Below are 17,877 nucleotides of genomic sequence, written 5' to 3' on the forward strand. Positions count from 1 at the left end.
TTTCTGAATTATTCTCAAACCAGACAAACCTTGTCCTGATTCAACACGTGGTAGGCTATGGTGTACAGCGTGTAATGGAGCCGTTAATGCCTCAGGAAAGAATAAACACCAATGACAAAAATACTGCTTGTGGATGACCATCCGGCAATCTGCTTTGCGCTCAAGGTGCTGCTGGAAAAGAATCCGGATTTTATCGTGACGACATCCTCCGGCGAGAACCTGCTGGCGCTGCTGCATCGGGAACAGCCGTTGCTGCTGATCCTCGACCTGGAACTCAAAAACGCTGACGGACTGGATCTTCTCCCGCGCATCAAGCACCACTTCCCTGCGCTCAGGGTGCTGGTTTATACCAACCAGCCTGCGGGGATCTACGCACTGCGTACGCTGAAGGCCGGGGCGAGCGGGTTTATCAATAAAAGCCTGGCGCTGGAGCGCGTCGAGCCGGTTTGCCAACTGCTGCTGGACGGCTATCACTGTTTCCCGGAAGAGACGTTCACGAAAATCGTCGAGGCTACTGAAATACAACATGATAGCCGGGCGCTGCTGGCGAGTTTCTCCGATCGTGAAATCGCGGTGCTGAACTATCTGAAGCAGGGCAAAAGCAACAAGGAGATTGCCGACCGGCTGGCGCTCAGCAACAAAACCATCAGCACCTATAAGGCGCGAATGATGAAAAAAAGCGGCTTTGCGCATTTTGAACAACTTTTCGATCTTATTGATACTTCAGAGCCAGAGACGTGAGAGCCGTTACCTTTATCCTGCTTTTTTGTATTGCCTTTACCGTGTGCGCCGCGCAATCGGGGGAATCCCTTCGCCTGCTGGCGCGTAGCCATGAAAAGGTGATCGAGCCGGGACTCAGCGGCAGCGAATGGCGCTGGGTACGCGAACACCGCAAAATCCGTCTGGCGGTCTGGGAGCCGATGATGCCCCCTTACGACATCACCACGGGGCTGAACGATTACGGTGGTATCAATGCGGATTTCACCGGGCTGGTGGCGGAAAACCTCGGTCTGGAGATCGAGGTGGTGCGTTATCCCACCTATGACGATGCCTTGTCAGCATTGCGGGCAGGCAAGGCGGATTTTATGCCTCAGGCAGGGGGTAGCCAGCAAAAACAGGGGCTGATGCTGAGTGTGCCCTACAGCGACAACATCCCGGTTGAAGTGGTGAATACCGATGCCTCGCCCGATGAGCCGGTGAAACGGATCGCCGTTTCGCCTGTCTACAGCAGCAGCGACGTGCTGGCCCGTTATCCGGGGGCTGTCATTGTGAATTTCTCCTCCACGCGGCATGCGCTGGAGGCGCTGGCGTTTCGCAAAATCGATCTGTTCTTCAGCGATGCGATCACCGCGCGCTATCTGGCGAGTCAGTCAAATTTAAGCAATCTCAGTATTCGTCCGGTGGCGGACACGTTCGAGGCGTCGGGGTTCTCGTTCGCTGCGATGCCAAAGATGGCGGTCTGGATCGCGATCCTCAACAAGATGCTGACGGCGCTGCCGGAGAACGCGGGCGTGGAGATCCACCGTCGCTGGAGCGGGGGGATCCCGCTCTCCCTGAGCGAAGAGCCACCGCGTTACACCTCGCTCGAACATAAATGGATCAAAGAACATTCCCGGATCCGCGTCGCGGTGGCGCAGGATAACGCCCCCATTGCCTTTTTCAACGAGCGCGGGCAGCTGCGCGGCATCCTGGCGGATCTGCTCACCGCGCTCCGCCTGCGTACCGGGTTTACCTTTGAAATCCGCCGTTATCCCAGCCAGGCCGCCGCCTTCAGGGCCATTAATCGCGGAGAGGCCGAGCTGATTGCAGGTGTCACGCAGGAGGGGATCTGGCAGGAGGATCTCCTCACTACCCGAACCTGGCTGTATAACTCCTGGGTTATGGTTGGACGCGCGCTGCCGGGCAAGGAGGCACTTCAGCCCCGTGTGGTGAGCCTGCGCGGTGAAGCGCCTGATGGCTGGCTTGGCCGACAAAACAGCGGCCAGACGGCGAAGGTCGATACCTGGTGGCAGGGTTTTAACAGCGTGGTGAAGGATAAAAACGACATGATGGTGGTGCCGCTGATCATTGCCAACGCCCAGCTCACCCGCAAAGAATTTGCCTCACTAAAAATTCTCGCCAGCATCGATGCCGAACCGTTGCGCTTTGCCTTTGGCGCATCGCGGCAGGCCTGGCCGCTGATCACCATTCTGAATAAAGCGCTGATCAACATCCCGCCGGAAGATCTCCACGCCCTGACGCGCGGCAGCAATACGGGCAATGCGTTTGCCTCGGTGTCGACGTCGGCGCTGTCGATAACGTGGTTGGTGACGTTCACCGCCGCCGGTTTGGTCTTGCTGGCGCTGGTGGCAGGGTGGATTTACCGTCGGCGGCGCATCCGACAGGCGCGCATCCGTAAGCTTATTCAGACGCTGCGCGCGGCGAAACATCGCGCAGAGCGAGCCCGTCGGGGAAAAAGCGCTTTTCTGGCGACCATGAGCCATGAAATTCGCACGCCCGTCAGCGCCATTATCGGCATGCTGGAACTGGTGATGAAACGTCCTGACCATGCCCCGCAAAACCCGCAGTCGATACGGGTCGCCTGGGACGCGGCGCAGTCGCTGTTGCTGCTTATCGGGAATATCCTGGATGTGGAGCGTATGGCGTCCGGCCGTCTGGTGCTCCGCCCGGAGCGCGCCTCGCTTCGAAACCTGATTGAAGGAACGGTGTCGCAGTTTGAAGGGCTGGCGGCGCAGAAATCATTGAAGCTGCTGCTGGAAATGGATACCGCCCTGAAGGGGGACGTATTGATCGATGTGATGCGTTTTCGCCAGATCGTCACCAACCTGCTGGGCAACGCCATTAAATTCACCGACCACGGTCAGGTGATGCTGCGCGCGCAGCCGCAATGGCAGGACGGCGAGTTTATGCTGCTGGAGCTGGCAATAGCAGACACCGGCGAGGGGATTGATGCCGCGACGCAACAGCGTCTGTTCCAGCCTTTTAGTCAGGGTGAGAGCCGTACCCGGGCGCAGGGCAGCGGGCTGGGGCTCTATATCTGTCGCCAGCTCGCGGACATGATGGAAGGGGATCTCACGCTGAATAGCGTGCAAGGTGAGGGGACGACGGTCACGGTGACGCTCAGGCTGCCCGTTATGGCCGCCCTGCCAGAGAAAGAGGCCGGGCATGCTGTCCCTTCCGGCAAACGCGCTGCGTTGACCATTATGGTGGTAGACGACAATCCGGTCGGACGGATGCTGCTTACCCAGCAGCTTGAGTGGCTGGGGCATGCGGTCACCCAGTACGACAGCCCGAAAATGCTGATCGAGCGCCTGGCAACCCGACAGCCGGACGTGGTGATCACCGACTGCAACATGCCCGAGATGAGTGGCTATGCCCTGTCGCGCATCATCAATGAACGTTACCCGGATGTCACGGTGTTTGGCATGACGGCGGACGCGCGTGAATCCGTGAGGGATGAGGCGCGGGAAGCGGGCATGCGCGACTGTATCTTCAAACCGGTTACGCTGGTTGCGCTGGAAAACCTGCTCGCCCCTCTTGCTCCATCCAAAAAATCACCGGATGCGTTGCCTTGTTCCATCACGCTACCCCCAGCACTACTGGACGGTGAGCATCTGGCAACGTTTCTGGATTTGCAGATAACCGTGCTGGAGGAGACGCTGCGTGATATCGCACTGTGGCGGAAGGACCCCGGTATACCCTTGAAGGACGCGCTGCACCGTCTGCGGGGCGGTATTCAACTGCTCGGTATGCCGGCGCTGGAAGCGCGCTGTCTGGAGCAGGAACAGGCTGCCGACAGCGGCGGCATCCGTCAGCTTGAGGAGGACATTCTGGTATTGAGGAGCGTATTACAGCGCTGGCGCGAGACGGGACTACAACCGGGCGAGACCGTCCTACAGCAGAATGAGGACGGGCGTACAGCGTAAGCTTCCCCTCCATCGGGGTACGCTTTTAGTCGGGGAAGTTCACATATAAAGGAGATATCCCGATGAAAAAACTCGTATCCGCACTGGCCGTTATCGCATCTGTTGGTATGTTCACCACCGCCCAGGCGGCAGAAAGCTGCTCTGCGAAAGCCGCGGCACTGGAAAAAGAGATCCGTATCGCCCAGCAGTACGGTAATACCTACAAGGTCAACGGCCTGAAAAAAGCGCTGGCCGAAGTGAAAGCACACTGCACCCCGGCAAGCGTACAGGCTGACGCGCAAAAAGAGGTGAAGAAGCTGGAGAAGAAACTGGCCGAGAAGCGTGAAGATATTGCCGAGGTTCAGGCAGATCTGCGTGAAGCGAAAGCCAAAGGCGACAGCAAGAAAGTGGCGAAATACCAGCGCAAACTGGCTGAAAAACAGAGCGATCTGAGCAGCATTCAGCAAGAGCTGAGCCGTGCTCGCGCTGCGCTCGCCTCCCTGCAGAAATAACGTTTTTTTGTAAAACAGGTGAGGGGGCGTGAGCCTCCTCACCTTTTTGCGCTGCCTGCCATCATGATGCGACTCCATCTTCTCTTTTTTGTGCTGCTTTTCGCCATGGCAGAGAGCCGCGCGGCCACCCAAAAGACGTGGGTGATCCTTAATAACCTCTACAAAGGGGCGATTTCGTTTGAGGTATCTGCCTCGGGGCCTTGCCTTAGTCAGCCTTTGATGGAGGAGTGGGGCGTGCGTGACGCGGTGCTTGCGCGTCTGGTCTGGGATGCCAAAGGTTGCCTGACGCCGCAGTCTGCGGAGCAGTTCAACCTCAAATACTGGTACCGCCCACAAGCGCAACTGCTGACGCTTCTCTTCCCGCCTGACGCCATTAGCCCACAGCAGAACGGCGTCAGTACCAGTCGCTGGGATGATGGCATCAACGCACTGTTTATTAACTATCGTCTGGATGCGGATAACAGCCAGGCGCAGTACGACTGGGAGCATTCTGGTACTGACGCCACGCTGAGCCTGGACAATGGCCTTAATGTGGGTCCCTGGCGTTTGCGTTATCAAAACACCTTCTGGCGTGAAAAAGAGGGGCAACACGGTTCGTACACCAATGCGATGTCGCTCTGGCGCAGCATCACGCCGCTGCGCTCGCGTGTGACCCTGGGCGACGGCAATACCTCTTCAAATATGTTCGACAGCCTGGCGTTTCGCGGTGCATCACTCGCCAGTGACGAGGCTATGTACCCGGATAGCTGGCGACCCTATTCGCCCTGGATCAACGGCTATGCCCGCACAGAGGCGGAAGTCACCATTCATCAGAACGGGGTACGTGTTTACCGTATTCATGTCCCGCCCGGGCCGTTTACCATTCGCGATTTTTATCCGCCGGACCCAAACGGCAACCTGGAAATGACGATTCAGGAGAGCGATGGTACAGAGCGTACCCGCCTGCTGCCCTATTCCAGTATGCCCAATCTGGTGCATCAGGGACTCTTTAGCTACGAACTGGCCGCCGGTCGGTATAAGCCTTTTCACGGCATTGACAGGGACAAGGATCGCTTCTGGCAGAGTACGGTCTCGTGGGGGATTGCACCGCAGGTCACTGTGTTTGCCGGGCTGCAGCAAGGGGAGCACTATTTCAGCCAGGTCGCGGGTTTTGGCGCTAACCTGGGGTTGTGGGGGGCGTTTTCCGGCGATGTCAGCGCGGCTCGCTATACGCAAGAGGCGGAGACGCTACGGGGCAAGGTGTGGCGTTTGCGCTATGCCAAAGCGTTCTTCACTACCGAAACCAGCCTCACCGCCCAGCTCCAGTGGTATCCACGTGGTGAGCATTACCGGTCGCTGGAAGAAAAAATTACGCGGGCGGAATTGCTGAGGTACGGCTGGGACGATGACGTCACCCGGCGGGCGCTGCGTGGACAGCTGGAGCTTAACCAGAATCTTGGCGAGGATTCCAGCCTGAGCCTGTCCTGGCACGGGTTGAAGTCACGTGAACCTGACGCGGGCAACACGGGTGCGACACTGAGCCTGAATACAACCTTACACAACGTGGATGTAAGCGTGTACGGCGTATACGAGCGCTACGGTAAAAACCCGGATGAAACCACCGTGGGTATCAACATCAGCGTGCCTTTATCCCTTTGGGGGGCGACGAGTAATGTCGGCTATATCACCGAGCTCGCCAGCCGGGGGGAAGATAGCCATGGGGTGAATGTGTATGGTTCAGCGTTAAGTGATTACAGCCTGCGTTACGATCTGCAGGCGACGCATACCGTACACCGCAATGATGAGCTCTCTGCGAATCTGGGCTATCAGTACAACGCGGGCGAGCTGAACCTCAGTATGGTACGCGGGGGAACGCGCCGCGATTATCATGCCGACACCAGCGGCAGCATTCTGGTGCATGCTGACGGCGTGACGCTGGGTCAACAGCTCGGCAGCACCGCTGCGCTGGTGGACGTGCCGGACTCGCCGGGAATTGGCTTCTATAACCAGTTTGGCTCCACAACCAATGCCAGAGGTGAGCTGCTGGTGAGTTACTTAACGCCATGGCGGGTGAACCGCATTACGGTCGATAGCCTGAGCTTGCCGGAAAACACCGCGCTGGATGTGACGGAACTGGAATCGGTGCCCACCGATGGCGCGATTGTTCTGCTGCGTTTTCCCCAACCGGTAACGGATTGAAATTACAATAAACAGGATGAAAAGCGGGACAAATCCCTACGTAAAATTACCAGGTTAAACGCGTATTCATCCTAATAGTTTGCCCTTTCGGGACTGCTTATGATTCGTCTCACTGACTGTTTTTCAATGGAGTGTAGATGAAGATGAAAGCAATTTTAATTGCCCTGCCTGTGGCGATGATCCCGGCTACCGTTCTGGCGGCAAATACGGAAGAAGGGTATTACGGCTCGGCAAAATACCTGCAGATTGAACAGCGTGCGAAGGAGATGGATACCAGCGCGCGTCCGGGTGTCGGACAGTTTGTGGGCGGTAAAGAGAAAGAGCATTTTGGCGGCGCGGCGATTGCCGCAGGCTACCAGTTCGGTAACGGCTGGCGCACCGAGGGTGAATACACCTTTAAACAAAAGACGGAGTACACCAGCGGCTCCAGCACATTCGCGAACAGCTTTAACCACCTGCAGACCGAAACAGAACGTCTGATGCTGAATGTCTACCGCGATTATGAACTCGGCTACGGTGTCTCTGTTTACGGTACCGCAGGGCTTGGCGTGAGCAAGATCAAAGCGGGCGGCTGGCAGGGTAACGCCGGACGTGAATACGCCTCGACCACCCAAAGCAACCTGACCTACGCATTAGGAGCGGGCGTAAGCTACACGCCGGTTGAACGTCTGTATGTCGATTTGGGTTATCGCTATATCGATATGGGCAAGATCGAAAGCGGATATAACAATTTCACTAACGCGCGCGGCTTAAAAGATGAGCAGATGAAAGCGCATATTGTCTCTAACGAATTTACGCTGGGTATGCGTTACGTGTTTTAACCTGTTGTGGCCGTCACTGCTTTAAAACAGGGCCAACACCGTGGGAGTGCGGGGTTGGCTTTTTTATTGCGCAGGTGTGGCATGTTGATTGCCCGAGCCAGATCAGAACCAACGATTATGTTTAACATAGAAATAGGTCACGATGATGATCCATGCCAGTGTAAGAATACCAAAATAGTCAGGGACGAAACGCGCGAATATATAAGCGCCAGCAATGATAAGTGCTATAGGGATGTAATAAATATATGATTGCAGAAACCATAGTATTGCTCGTTTCATCTTTTTAATCGCTCATATAAAGCAGCATTGTTTATTTTCATCATGTTTCCTCTACTCAATTAAGCCTGCGATCAAGCGATTATGAGTTCCTGATGAAATAACGGAAAATCAATACATTGCGTTATTTATCATTGACATACTTTGCCACTGTTTGCCATCAATTACCCATTATTCGCCATTTCTACCGCCACTTTATCGCCACTCACCGCCAGCGGGTTGAACTTAACGGCATCCTCTAAATGATCAGGTGCAAAGTGCGCATATCGCATAGTCATTTTAATATCCGTATGCCCAAGCACCCGCTGCAGAACCAGGATATTCCCGCCATTCATCATAAAGTGGCTGGCAAAAGTATGGCGCAGAACGTGGGTCAGTTGCCCGGCGGGTAACTCGATACCTGTCCGCTGCAGCGCAGAGCGGAACGCACCATAGCAATCACTGAACAAACGGCCATTTTTGTTATCAGGCAGAGCGTCATACAGGGCTTTGCTGACAGGAACGGTGCGGTTTTTTCGCCCTTTGGTATTGATATAGGTGATTTTGTACTTCGACAGCTGGCTTTTTTTGAGCCCTTCGGCTTCAGACCAGCGTGCGCCTGTGGCGAGACAAATCCTGACCACGTTTTCCAGATCCGGGTTGTCATGACGCCGACACTCGGCCAGTAACCGGGCGATTTGCTCCTGCGTCAGCCAGGCCATTTCCATCTCTTCCGTGCGGAAAGGGCGCATATTTTTCAGCGGATTTTCGCCTTTCCATTCCCCCAGACGATTCAGCTCGTTGAATACCGCCCGGAAGTAGGCCAGCTCAAGGTTAAGCGTGCGGGGAGAAACTTCTTTTACCCGGGCAGAACGGGCGTATTCGCCTTTTAGCCGCTTTTCCCGGTAGCGGGAAAACATCTGCGCATCGAAATCCCTCGCGAGCGGTTCGCCCATACACTCAAAAGCATGATGCATCGCCAGCTGGCGTTTAAGACCGTCTTTCAACGTAATGCCGTGAGCGCTATACCAGGCGTCAATCAGCGCTTTTAAGGTGCGGCGGTCCTCTTTTTCCTCCTGCCATGGGTTTTGAACGGTGTACTGTTCAAAGGCCAGCGCTTCGCCTTTGGTGGCGAATTTCTTTCTGATGCGCTTACCCTTTGCCCCGTTGGGGTAGATCTCGCAAAGCCAGCCACCGGCAGGATTTTTACGAACCGCCATCAGTTAACCTCGCTGTAGACACCCACCACACGGCCAATCGTTTTTATCTCCTCGATACCGCATTCAAACGGGATTTTTCCGCCCGCGACGTGGAGCTTTTTACCCGGCAGGAGCGTCAACTCGCGGATGCTGGTGGTGCCTTCAATCTCAACCAGCCACAGCCCGTCGGTTAACGATGCGTCTTTTTCAACAAAGTGAAGTTTTCCCTCAGCCCGGACGGCGATGCCGCGGGTGAGTTGTTTACTGAAGAAATGGGAGTCGATACTCAAAGTAGTATTTTCTTCCAGTCGACCATCACTGAGAGTGAACGACGCGACAGATACAGGATCGCCCGGCGCAGGCTGACCTTCAAACTGAGAACCTTGCCCGGTCATTAGCCAGCGCAGGCTGGCGCCCGTATCCAGGGCGCACTGCACGGCGAAGTCATAAGAGATAGTGCCGCGTGCGTAGCGGTTCTGCAGCGAGCTGGCGGCAATATTGAAGTGCCGGGCAAGCTGGATTTTTTGCGTAAAACCATATACCTGACAGATTCTATCGAGCAACTCTTCATTATTCACTTGAGAATCTAAAATCAAAATATATTCCTTTGGGTGTTTACTAATACTCAATTGGGTATTAATATCATTGCAAATTCGGGCAATCAGCGGCAGACGTTGGCAAACAGAGGCTAAAGATTGCAGTCATTATCAAAATGGGAATCATGCAACATGGCTTCTGAAATCGCAATCATCAAAGTGCCAGCCCCTGTGGTGACGCTGCAGCAATTCGCCGCGCTGGAAGGTGTTTCTGAACGCACTGCCTACCGCTGGACGACCGGCGATAACCCCCGGGTCCCCATTGAGCCGCGCACTATCCGCAAGGGCTGCAAAAAAGCAGGTGGCCCCATCCGTATCTATTACGCGCGCTGGAAAGAGGAGCAGCTACGTAAGGCGTTAGGCCATTCCCGCTTCCAGCTTGTTATCGGTGAATAATTCACGTTGCGGGAAACGAAGCGAGGGGCGATATGGCGATAGAAGCTGCTCAGGCAAGCGTTCCGCTCAGCGTCGGGGCGCGTCTGTCCGGACTTAACCACGTGGCTGAACTGCGCGCCAGATTCTGGGGCGATAGCGAGAAAGAGCTGACGCGGTTTTTTGCAGCGCTGCGTGATAAGCGCGATCCCTGTTTTGCAGAGAACACCCGCGCGCTGGCTGCCATCTTCTTCCTGGCGAAATTACCCGCTACCCGTCATGCGTGCGAGATCGGTGAACTGACGACTGACGAGAAAAGGGCGCTGATTACCGCCATGAACCATTTTCGTGCAGTCGTGAGCTTATTTCCCGAACGGCTGACCCTGCCGATGTAACCCCACCCAAACGTAATGGCGTAAACCCGCCGGGCATTCTATTGCCTGAATGTAAGGAGAACGAGTAATGCGAAATAGCGAAAACCGCACGTCCCCGATCGAGGGAGAAAAACTGGTACGTCTGCTGGCGCAGGCAAAGACCGAGGAGCGAAGAGCACGTGCGCTCGCGGTTTCACAGCGCCTTGAGGCGCTGGCCAGCCACATTTACAAAACCGGTATGAGCGGTGAAGACGTGGCTGAACTGCTGTGCCACGAAGCGGCCCGTTACGAGCGTGAATCCCAGGAGCTGCACTGATGGCGGATTTTATCGATCTGGTGCAGGAGTGTGAACTGGCAGAACGCGAGCGCCACATTAACAGCGCGCGCCGTCGACCTGTGTCGCCATCGCGTTTTCTCTGCGAAGCGTGCGACGCCCCGATCCCCGAGGCGCGCCGTATTGCCGTCCCCGGCGTGGCCATGTGCGTTACCTGCCAGGAAATGACGGAGCTGAAAAACAAACACTATCGGGGAGGGTGAATTGGCTATCTCCTGTGCTTATCCGTGGAATGCGCCACGGACGGCCATTGCCAGCCCCTATCTCACACACTCTCAACTGCAGCGTCGCGATCGTCTGTTCGCGGCGCTGCTGCAAGCCAGAAAAGCCCTCTCTCTGCAGCCTGAATGCGTCCGTTCCGAAGTGTGGCGTACGGTTGACGCCATCGAACAGCAGCAGGGCACGCCGCGAGCCAATGCGTTTCTGATCCGCTTCTGTAAAGGGGTCTTACCGCGCCTGCAGCGGGTTGCTGAGCAATACAGCCGGGTTGGAGTGCACGAGAGCGTCTCCGCGGCGGTTTTTGATGGCCACTTTGACACGCCGCAACTGCAATACCTCGCCTCGCGGATGGTGGATATGGTCGCCCGCTTCAACCGCCTTCCGGATATGTCCCGTGCGGATATCGATCTGCTGGGGGCTGACATCGCCCGCTTTATTCGCGCCGAGCTGGCAAATATGGACGATGCCGGCATGGGTGAATATCAAACGCTGCATGCCTGGTATCAACGCGCCGGTGTGATTACCCGTCAGTTTAATGTGGTCCCTCCCCACTGGGAGCGCGTGTCGAAAACCGTCTTTTGCAAAGATGACGTTGCCCCGGCGGTGATGCGCATGTTTTCAGAGGCCTGGTGGCGCGGTCGTCTGCGTCGGATGGCGGCCGCCTGGCGGGAGCATCTGCAGATCGCCATCGGTCACGTCAGCAAAAAGAAATCTGCCTATGCGAGCAAACGGTGCATCGCCGAGTGGCGCGAGCAGAAGCGCCGTACGCGTGAGTTCCTGAAGGGGCTGGAGCTTGAAGATGAAGAGGGTAACCGTATCAGCCTGATTGAAAAATACGATGGCTCGGTGGCCAACCCCGCAATACGCCGCTGCGAACTGATGACCCGTATTCGCGGGTTTGAAAATATCTGCCATGAGCTGGGCTATGCAGGCGAGTTCTACACCTTAACCGCCCCCGCAAAATATCACGCGACCGTGCAGGCCGGTTACCGTAACGGCAAGTGGAACGGCGCCAGCCCGGCAGACACGCAACACTACCTTAACCGGCTCTGGGCGCGCATCCGGGCGAAGCTGCACCGGGAGGGGATGCGTATTTTCGGGATCCGTGTTGCTGAACCTCATCATGACGGTACGCCCCACTGGCATATGCTGCTGTTCATGCGACCGGAGGATACCGGGCGCGTTCGACGCATCATGGATGACTATGCCTGCGAAGAGGATGCCTTCGAGTTACAACGCGACAGGGCTAAAAAAGCCCGCTTTCACGCCGAAGCCATTGACCCGGAGAAGGGAAGCGCTACAGGCTATATCGCCAAATATATCGCGAAGAATATCGATGGCTATGCGCTTGAGGGCGAAACGGATGATGAAAATGGCGAGCTGCTGAAAGAGACCGCTCCCGCCGTTTCCGCCTGGGCGGCCCGCTGGCACATCCGTCAGTTTCAGTTTATTGGCGGTGCGCCGGTGACGGTCTACCGGGAGTTGCGCCGTCTCACCGAGCGCGAGACGGCGTATGGCCTGAGCGTGGAGTTTGCCGCCGTGCATGACGCGGCGGACGCCGGAGACTGGGCGGGGTATGTGAACGCCCAGGGTGGGCCGTTTGTCCGTCGTGACGATCTGCAGGTACGTACGCTCTACGAATCGAAAGAAGAATATAACCAGTACGGCGAGGAAACCGTCTGTATCCGCGGGGTCTACGATGCGGCCGTTGGGGCCGGGTCACCGGTGTTAACCCGCCTCAAACAGTGGAAGATTGTCCCGAAGCGGGCCGTTGACCTTAAGGGCGCCATCGCGCCCTCTTGGAGTTCTGTCAATAACTGTACGCCGGGCGATTTTTCTCAACTGCACCGCCACCGCGAATTGCCCCCGCCATTCCAGGAAAAGACCCGTTCAATCCTTGAACGTACCGGGCATTTAACGCGTCAGCTGGCTGCGGTGATGCGCTAATCTCCATCGATATCATGCACATACCGCATACGGTTCTGATTTTTTGCTTCACTCTTTTTATGAATACGTGCTACTGTATGTTTATACAGTATCTCGTGGTGGAGGTTGTGTGGACAGAGAGTTGAATGAGCAAGTCATGATTGAACGAGTCGAGATGATTGCGCGACTGACGACAGAAGGAACATGTCAGGAGAGAGATCGTGAAATTGCCCTGAATCTTATTGCTGAGATAGCGAGAGGGAATTTAATCAAAAACAACGCGTTTACCGTTGTTTTCTCGGCATCGCCTGTTCCGGAACGAATCAAAAAAGAGAGCCATGTGCGGGTAAATATCACCCTCGATAAAGATCAGCACATTGGTCCGTCGGTGGTGGAAGCCTTCCAGTGCGAACTCACCCGCAGGATAAGGCCGCTGTTCCCGTCAACGCGGGTGACGGTGAAAGAAGGCTCCATGACGGGCGTCGAGCTGCTGGGCATCAACGGCGAGGCCGAGCGCGAAGCGTTAGACAACATTCTTCGGGAAGTCTGGGAAGACGAGAGCTGGCGCTAGCGTCTGCCCTTTCCCCGGCAACAACCTTCATTCAGATTTGAGCCGCGTTCTGTCGTACGCGGACAGCCTGTTGTGCCCGCGATTGTCCATCCGCCTGCGGTAGCGGAAAGGGCGCTGGCTCTGGAAACTCTACAGTACCTGGAAATCCGGATGTTGGAGTGTCTGATGAAGATCTATGCAATGCAGGGAGATACGCTTGATGCCATCTGTGCGCGTTATTACGGGCGCACGGCAGGCGTAGTCGAACCCGTTTTGAAAGCCAATCCTGGCCTTACTGAGTGGGGCGTTGTCTTACCCCATGGCACGGCAGTAGACATGCCAGAGGTTGATAGCGCACCCAGAAAAGAATCCGTGAACCTATGGGACTGAGTCTGGAGAAAGTCACCACGTTTATTGCCTACTGGCTGGCCGTGGCGCTGGCCTGGTTCGGGGCGATGTCTCCTGAAAAAGTGGCGCTGTACGTGGGAAGCCTCTGCGCCATCTTTACCGCGCTGACGAATTACTGGTTTAAGCGAAAAACCTGGCGCTATCTCAACTCTCTGGGCCTCGATAAGAAGAGTATTCGTGAACTCAATCATTAAGCGTTGCAGCGTCGCCAGCGTCCTTGCCCTGGCGGTGCTCATGCCTGACTTTCGATTACTGCACACCTCGCCTGAAGGGCTGGCGTTAATTGCCGATCTCGAAGGCTGCCGTCTTTCGCCCTACCGCTGTAGCGCGGGCGTATGGACGTCAGGCATTGGCCATACGGCAGGCGTTGTACCGACGCAGGCGATCACCGAGCGTGACGCGGCGGCGAACCTGATCGCCGACGTTCTGAATGTTGAGAAACGGCTTGCCGCATGCGCGCCGGTGGAGATGCCACCCCGTGTCTATGACGCGCTGGTCAGTTTTGCCTTTAACGTGGGAACCGGTGCCGCCTGCCGTTCGACGCTGGTGGCGTTTATTCATCACAAACAGTGGCCACAGGCCTGCGATCAGCTGACCCGCTGGGTGTATGTCAACGGGAAGAAGAACGCCGGGCTGGAAAACCGTCGGGCCCGTGAAAAGGCCTGGTGTATGCAGGGGGGAAGATGAGAACGCTCCTGCTGATGCTGGCTGTGCTGATGGCCATTACCCTGTGGTTTCGTCATGAAAATCAGAACCTGTCCCGCGCCTTTGCCAAAGCCAACCAGATCGCCACTGAACAAAAAAACACGATTAACGCGCTGAACCATCAGCTGGCCGTAGCGCAACGGATGGCCAGCGAAAATGAAAACGCGCAGGTCAGGCTCCGCGATGCGCTTGCCGTTACCGCTGAGGAGATGGCAAGGCGCGAAGCGGCTATCGGGAGATTGATGAATGAAAATGAAGCACTACGCCGCTGGTATCACGCTCAGCTGCCTGATGTTGTCCGCAGGTTGCACACCCGCACCGCCTGCGCCTCCGCCGCACATTGTTTACAACGCTTGCCCAAAGGTGAGCACCTGCCCGATGCCGGCAAGTGAGCCTGTCACAAACGGCGATCTGAGTGCCGATATTCGCAGGCTTGAGCACGCTCTTATCGCCTGCGCCTTGCAGGTTGAAACCATTAAAGACTGTCAGGATAAACTCGATGCACAAACTCAAAAGCCTGCGTCAGGCATTAATTGACGCTGTACCACAACTGCGCGCAAACCCGGAGCGCTTACAGATGTCCGTCTGGAGCGGTAACATCGATGCGCGTCTGGCGGCCTCGCTCTCGTTCGAAAAACGATATGAGCTGAAGGCAAACGTCAGCGGTTTTTCCGGTGACAGCGAGGGGATTTTCGTCCCGGTGCTGGCCTGGCTTCGGGAAAACCAGCCGGATATTTTTACCCTCGATGAGGGACGAAAAAAGGGGTATCTCTTTCAGGTTGTCTTAAATGACGATGAAACCTCAGATATCAGCTTCAGCCTGCAGTTAACCGAGCGGATTCTGGTGTCCGAGAATGAAGGGACCTTGCTTGCCACCTATTCTCCGGAGCCGCCGCTGCCAGAACCCGTCACGCGTCCGATGGAGTTATACGTCAACGGTGAACTGGTCAGCCGGTGGGAGGCCTGATGTAACCGTGCTGATGGCCAGTCCGCAGCCCTGTCGGCTGGCCAGACGGCACCCCTGCTTGTTGTTTCATCCCGCATAAAACCCCGCCTCGTTGCTGCCGATCGCCCTGAGCGGCATTCTCTTCTTATGAATACGCTAACGTCCATGCACGGCATCGCTCGCGCGATCCGCAATCTTATTCGTCTCGGTGTTGTGACCGATGTCGACCTCAAACGAGGGCTCTGCCGCGTCCAGTCCGGGGGGATGAAAACCACCTGGCTGAACTGGCTGACCTGCCGCGCAGGCCGCTCGCGCGTCTGGTGGGCACCGTCCGAGGGTGAACAGGTCTTGCTGCTGGCTATCGGCGGTGAGCTGGATACCGCCTTCGTGTTGCCAGGCATTTTCTCTGACGACCATCCGGCGCCGTCTGAGTCGCCTGACGCGCTCCACGTCTCGTTTCCTGATGGGGCGGTTATCGAATACGAGCCCGGCAACGGTGCGCTGACGGCGACCGGCATCAAAACGGCAACCATCACCGCATCGGAATCGCTGACCGCGACCGTTCCGGTGGTACAGGTGAAAGCTGAGAGCCGTATCACGCTGGATACGCCTGAAGTGGTGTGTACCAACAAGTTGATTACCGCCTCTCTGGAGGTGCAGAAGGGCGGGGTGATGGCCGGAAATATCGAACACGCCGGCGGTAAATTCACCTCCAATGGGGTGCAGGTGGACAACCATGCCCACGGCAGTGTGCAAAGCGGCGGAAGCTGGACTAAGGGGACGCAATGACGGTGCGCTACACGGGAATGAACAGTCAGACCGGGCTCAGCATTACAGAGGCGGAACACATCAGGCAAAGCGTGCGCGACATTCTGGTTACGCCAGTTGGCTCACGTGTTATGCGCCGGGAGTACGGCTCCTTGCTGGCGGCGATGATCGACAGGCCCCAGAGTCCGGCGCTGCGCCTGCAGATTATGGCCGCATGTTATTCCGCGATCCAGAAATGGGAACCGCGGATCAGCCTGACGGCGATTGCTTTCGAACGGTCGGAGAGTGACGGGACGCTGTATGTCGATATCACCGGCACGCGACCGGCTTCCGATCGCTCTTTTTCTCTCACCATTTCACTGAGTTAAACGCTATGGCTATTGTTGATCTGAGCCAGCTCGCCGCGCCTGATGTCGTGGAGGAGGTGGATTATGAAACGCTGCTGGCAGAACGAAAGGCCACCTTTGTCTCACTCTTTCCTGAGGCGGAGCAAGAGGCTATCGCACGCACGCTGACCCTGGAGTCAGAGCCGATTGTGAAGCTGCTGCAGGAAAACGCGTATCGGGAAGTTATCTGGCGCCAGCGCGTCAACGAGGCCGCGCGAGCGGTCATGCTGGCCTACGCCGCTGGCAGCGATCTCGACCAGATTGGGGCAAACGCTAACCTTCAGCGTCTGGTGATTACGCCTGCCGACGACACGACCTTTCCGCCCACGCCGGCTGTGATGGAGTCTGATACCGACTTTCGTCTGCGTATCCAGCAGGCACCGGAAGGGCTGAGCGTGGCCGGTTCGACTGGCGCTTATCAGTTCCATGGCCGCAGCGCGGATGGTCGGGTGGCGGATATTTCCGTGATAAGCCCTCAGCCCGCGAACGTCACGGTTTCCGTGCTCTCCCGGGAGAATAACGGCGTGGCGTCTGAAGAGCTGCTTACCCTCGTTCGCAATGCGCTGAACGATGAGGACGTCAGGCCAGTCGCCGATCGCGTGACCGTCCAGTCGGCCAAAATTGTCGACTACACCATTGCGGCCTCGCTGTTCCTCTTCCCTGGCCCGGAAAGCGAACCGGTGCTCAACGCGGCCAGAGCCCGGCTGCAGGCCTATATCACGGCGCAGCATCGGCTGGGACGCGATATTCGCAAGTCTGCCATTTACGCCGCTCTTCACGTTGAAGGAGTGCAGCGCGTGGAGCTGACCGCTCCGGCAGCCGATATCGTGCTCGATGAAACTCAGGCCTCATGGTGCAGCCAGTACAGCGTAACCGTGGGGGGGAGCGATGAGTGATACCCGTCTTTTACCGGTTGGATCGTCGTCTCTTGAGGTGGCGGCCGCGCGCGCCTGTGCGGAGATAGAAAAAACGCCGGTACCGCTGCGCCATCTCTGGAGCGCGGATAGCTGCCCGGCGAATTTGCTGCCGTGGCTGGCATGGGCATTTTCGGTCGATCGCTGGGACGAGAACTGGACGGAGGCCACCAAACGGGACGTGATCCGCGCGGCGTGGTTTATCCATGCCCACAAGGGAACCATCGGCGCCGTGCGCCGCGTCGTGGAGCCGCTTGGTTATCTGATTAACGTCACCGAGTGGTGGCAAACCAACGATCCGCCCGGCACCTTCCGCCTTGATATCGGCGTATTAGACACCGGTATCACCGAGGAAATGTATTACGAGATGGAAAGGCTTATCGCTGATGCGAAGCCTGCCAGCCGCCACCTTATCGGCCTGAATATCATCCAGGACATCCCGGGTTATCTCTTTACCGGTGCCCTGAGCTATGACGGCGACATCATTACGGTTTACCCCGGATAAGTGA

The 17,877-nt window shown here is 56.7% G+C and carries 23 protein-coding genes; 21 read left to right on the forward strand and 2 right to left on the reverse strand.

Going from position 1 to position 17,877, the window contains the following annotated elements:
* Window positions 1-111: 111 nt before the first annotated feature.
* The 5 genes from EKN38_RS03405 to EKN38_RS03425 all read left to right on the forward strand — a co-directional run bounded on the left by EKN38_RS03405 (window position 112) and on the right by EKN38_RS03425 (window position 7,416).
* Window positions 112-741 (forward strand): response regulator transcription factor, encoded by a 630-nt coding sequence (locus tag EKN38_RS03405; protein WP_014833356.1) that lies wholly within the window; start codon window positions 112-114, stop codon window positions 739-741.
* Window positions 738-3,926, forward strand: a complete 3,189-nt coding sequence (locus EKN38_RS03410) for an ATP-binding protein (RefSeq protein ID WP_014833355.1) — start codon at window positions 738-740, stop codon at window positions 3,924-3,926. Before EKN38_RS03405 ends, EKN38_RS03410 begins: the two co-directional genes overlap by 4 nt.
* Before the next feature lie 62 nt (window positions 3,927-3,988).
* Complete coding sequence (locus EKN38_RS03415) at window positions 3,989-4,417, forward strand: DUF1090 domain-containing protein (protein ID WP_014833354.1); 429 nt, start codon at window positions 3,989-3,991, stop codon at window positions 4,415-4,417.
* A gap of 63 nt (window positions 4,418-4,480) precedes the next feature.
* Window positions 4,481-6,595, forward strand: a complete 2,115-nt coding sequence (locus EKN38_RS03420; protein ID WP_043951805.1) for a fimbria/pilus outer membrane usher protein — start codon at window positions 4,481-4,483, stop codon at window positions 6,593-6,595.
* Window positions 6,596-6,732: 137 nt separating this feature from the next.
* Window positions 6,733-7,416 (forward strand): outer membrane protein, encoded by a 684-nt coding sequence (locus tag EKN38_RS03425; protein ID WP_013098813.1) that lies wholly within the window; start codon window positions 6,733-6,735, stop codon window positions 7,414-7,416.
* Window positions 7,417-7,856: 440 nt separating this feature from the next.
* Here EKN38_RS03425 and EKN38_RS03430 read toward each other — a convergent pair whose 3' ends face one another.
* Together EKN38_RS03430 and EKN38_RS03435 are read right to left on the reverse strand one after the other, a co-directional pair.
* Window positions 7,857-8,891 (reverse strand): tyrosine-type recombinase/integrase, encoded by a 1,035-nt coding sequence (locus tag EKN38_RS03430; RefSeq protein ID WP_014833352.1) that lies wholly within the window; start codon window positions 8,889-8,891, stop codon window positions 7,857-7,859.
* Window positions 8,891-9,466 (reverse strand): phage repressor protein CI, encoded by a 576-nt coding sequence (locus EKN38_RS03435; RefSeq protein WP_014833351.1) that lies wholly within the window; start codon window positions 9,464-9,466, stop codon window positions 8,891-8,893. The genes EKN38_RS03430 and EKN38_RS03435 overlap by 1 nt, the downstream gene beginning before the upstream one ends.
* Window positions 9,467-9,598: 132 nt before the next feature.
* Here EKN38_RS03435 and EKN38_RS03440 point away from each other — a divergent pair, with 132 nt between their 5' ends.
* From EKN38_RS03440 to EKN38_RS03515, 16 genes are all read left to right on the forward strand, one after another.
* The gene (locus tag EKN38_RS03440) at window positions 9,599-9,862 is read left to right on the forward strand and encodes a hypothetical protein (RefSeq protein ID WP_014833350.1); all 264 of its coding nucleotides are present in this window, start codon (window positions 9,599-9,601) and stop codon (window positions 9,860-9,862) included.
* Window positions 9,863-9,894: 32 nt separating this feature from the next.
* Window positions 9,895-10,233: a DUF5347 domain-containing protein gene (locus EKN38_RS03445; protein ID WP_014833349.1), complete on the forward strand. Its 339-nt coding sequence runs from the start codon at window positions 9,895-9,897 to the stop codon at window positions 10,231-10,233.
* A gap of 67 nt (window positions 10,234-10,300) precedes the next feature.
* Window positions 10,301-10,528 carry a DUF2732 family protein gene (locus EKN38_RS03450; RefSeq protein WP_014833348.1) on the forward strand — a complete coding sequence of 76 codons (228 nt, stop codon included), beginning with the start codon at window positions 10,301-10,303 and terminating at the stop codon, window positions 10,526-10,528.
* A complete protein-coding gene (locus EKN38_RS03455) occupies window positions 10,528-10,749 on the forward strand; it encodes a TraR/DksA family transcriptional regulator (protein WP_126521637.1) in 222 nt (73 codons plus the stop codon). The genes EKN38_RS03450 and EKN38_RS03455 overlap by 1 nt, the downstream gene beginning before the upstream one ends.
* A gap of 1 nt (window position 10,750) precedes the next feature.
* Entirely contained in the window at window positions 10,751-12,712 is a 1,962-nt protein-coding gene (locus EKN38_RS03460) for a replication endonuclease (protein WP_014833346.1), read from the forward strand.
* Between the two features lie 109 nt (window positions 12,713-12,821).
* A complete protein-coding gene (locus EKN38_RS03465; RefSeq protein WP_014833345.1) occupies window positions 12,822-13,262 on the forward strand; it encodes a DinI-like family protein in 441 nt (146 codons plus the stop codon).
* A 165-nt stretch (window positions 13,263-13,427) separates the two neighbouring features.
* Window positions 13,428-13,631, forward strand: coding sequence for a tail protein X (locus tag EKN38_RS03470; RefSeq protein ID WP_014833344.1), 204 nt, complete (start codon window positions 13,428-13,430; stop codon window positions 13,629-13,631).
* A complete protein-coding gene (locus tag EKN38_RS03475; protein WP_014833343.1) occupies window positions 13,622-13,843 on the forward strand; it encodes an HP1 family phage holin in 222 nt (73 codons plus the stop codon). The genes EKN38_RS03470 and EKN38_RS03475 overlap by 10 nt, the downstream gene beginning before the upstream one ends.
* On the forward strand, window positions 13,827-14,336 hold the full coding sequence (locus EKN38_RS03480; protein WP_014833342.1) for a lysozyme: 510 nt from the start codon (window positions 13,827-13,829) through the stop codon (window positions 14,334-14,336). The genes EKN38_RS03475 and EKN38_RS03480 overlap by 17 nt, the downstream gene beginning before the upstream one ends.
* Window positions 14,333-14,746, forward strand: a complete 414-nt coding sequence (gene lysB, locus EKN38_RS25925; protein WP_014833341.1) for an Rz-like lysis system protein LysB — start codon at window positions 14,333-14,335, stop codon at window positions 14,744-14,746. The genes EKN38_RS03480 and lysB overlap by 4 nt, the downstream gene beginning before the upstream one ends.
* Window positions 14,646-14,891 carry an Rz1-like lysis system protein LysC gene (gene lysC / locus EKN38_RS25880; RefSeq protein ID WP_194515989.1) on the forward strand — a complete coding sequence of 82 codons (246 nt, stop codon included), beginning with the start codon at window positions 14,646-14,648 and terminating at the stop codon, window positions 14,889-14,891. Before lysB ends, lysC begins: the two co-directional genes overlap by 101 nt.
* Entirely contained in the window at window positions 14,854-15,321 is a 468-nt protein-coding gene (locus tag EKN38_RS03495) for a phage tail protein (protein ID WP_014833340.1), read from the forward strand. The genes lysC and EKN38_RS03495 overlap by 38 nt, the downstream gene beginning before the upstream one ends.
* 126 nt (window positions 15,322-15,447) lie before the next feature.
* Window positions 15,448-16,089, forward strand: a complete 642-nt coding sequence (locus EKN38_RS03500) for a phage baseplate assembly protein V (RefSeq protein WP_043951700.1) — start codon at window positions 15,448-15,450, stop codon at window positions 16,087-16,089.
* Window positions 16,086-16,436 (forward strand): GPW/gp25 family protein, encoded by a 351-nt coding sequence (locus tag EKN38_RS03505; protein ID WP_014833338.1) that lies wholly within the window; start codon window positions 16,086-16,088, stop codon window positions 16,434-16,436. Before EKN38_RS03500 ends, EKN38_RS03505 begins: the two co-directional genes overlap by 4 nt.
* 5 nt (window positions 16,437-16,441) lie before the next feature.
* The gene (locus tag EKN38_RS03510; RefSeq protein ID WP_014833337.1) at window positions 16,442-17,350 is read left to right on the forward strand and encodes a baseplate assembly protein; all 909 of its coding nucleotides are present in this window, start codon (window positions 16,442-16,444) and stop codon (window positions 17,348-17,350) included.
* Window positions 17,343-17,873, forward strand: coding sequence for a phage tail protein I (locus EKN38_RS03515; protein WP_014833336.1), 531 nt, complete (start codon window positions 17,343-17,345; stop codon window positions 17,871-17,873). Before EKN38_RS03510 ends, EKN38_RS03515 begins: the two co-directional genes overlap by 8 nt.
* Window positions 17,874-17,877: the final 4 nt, after the last annotated feature.

The organism is Enterobacter sp. WCHEn045836, assembly GCF_003965585.1.
In the GTDB taxonomy this organism is placed as follows: Bacteria; Pseudomonadota; Gammaproteobacteria; order Enterobacterales; family Enterobacteriaceae; genus Enterobacter; species Enterobacter dissolvens.

Coding starts and splice junctions, on each gene's coding strand:
- EKN38_RS03510 (WP_014833337.1), top strand. CDS start 16,442: ATGGCTATTGTTGATCTGAGCCAGCTCGCCGCGCCTGATGTCGTGGAG.
- EKN38_RS03440 (WP_014833350.1), top strand. CDS start 9,599: ATGGCTTCTGAAATCGCAATCATCAAAGTGCCAGCCCCTGTGGTGACG.
- EKN38_RS03420 (WP_043951805.1), top strand. CDS start 4,481: ATGATGCGACTCCATCTTCTCTTTTTTGTGCTGCTTTTCGCCATGGCA.
- EKN38_RS03500 (WP_043951700.1), top strand. CDS start 15,448: ATGAATACGCTAACGTCCATGCACGGCATCGCTCGCGCGATCCGCAAT.
- EKN38_RS03455 (WP_126521637.1), top strand. CDS start 10,528: ATGGCGGATTTTATCGATCTGGTGCAGGAGTGTGAACTGGCAGAACGC.
- EKN38_RS03445 (WP_014833349.1), top strand. CDS start 9,895: ATGGCGATAGAAGCTGCTCAGGCAAGCGTTCCGCTCAGCGTCGGGGCG.
- lysB (WP_014833341.1), top strand. CDS start 14,333: ATGAGAACGCTCCTGCTGATGCTGGCTGTGCTGATGGCCATTACCCTG.
- EKN38_RS03450 (WP_014833348.1), top strand. CDS start 10,301: ATGCGAAATAGCGAAAACCGCACGTCCCCGATCGAGGGAGAAAAACTG.
- EKN38_RS03415 (WP_014833354.1), top strand. CDS start 3,989: ATGAAAAAACTCGTATCCGCACTGGCCGTTATCGCATCTGTTGGTATG.
- EKN38_RS03470 (WP_014833344.1), top strand. CDS start 13,428: ATGAAGATCTATGCAATGCAGGGAGATACGCTTGATGCCATCTGTGCG.
- lysC (WP_194515989.1), top strand. CDS start 14,646: ATGTTGTCCGCAGGTTGCACACCCGCACCGCCTGCGCCTCCGCCGCAC.
- EKN38_RS03515 (WP_014833336.1), top strand. CDS start 17,343: ATGAGTGATACCCGTCTTTTACCGGTTGGATCGTCGTCTCTTGAGGTG.
- EKN38_RS03495 (WP_014833340.1), top strand. CDS start 14,854: ATGCACAAACTCAAAAGCCTGCGTCAGGCATTAATTGACGCTGTACCA.
- EKN38_RS03475 (WP_014833343.1), top strand. CDS start 13,622: ATGGGACTGAGTCTGGAGAAAGTCACCACGTTTATTGCCTACTGGCTG.
- EKN38_RS03405 (WP_014833356.1), top strand. CDS start 112: ATGACAAAAATACTGCTTGTGGATGACCATCCGGCAATCTGCTTTGCG.
- EKN38_RS03425 (WP_013098813.1), top strand. CDS start 6,733: ATGAAGATGAAAGCAATTTTAATTGCCCTGCCTGTGGCGATGATCCCG.
- EKN38_RS03430 (WP_014833352.1), bottom strand. CDS start 8,891: ATGGCGGTTCGTAAAAATCCTGCCGGTGGCTGGCTTTGCGAGATCTAC.
- EKN38_RS03505 (WP_014833338.1), top strand. CDS start 16,086: ATGACGGTGCGCTACACGGGAATGAACAGTCAGACCGGGCTCAGCATT.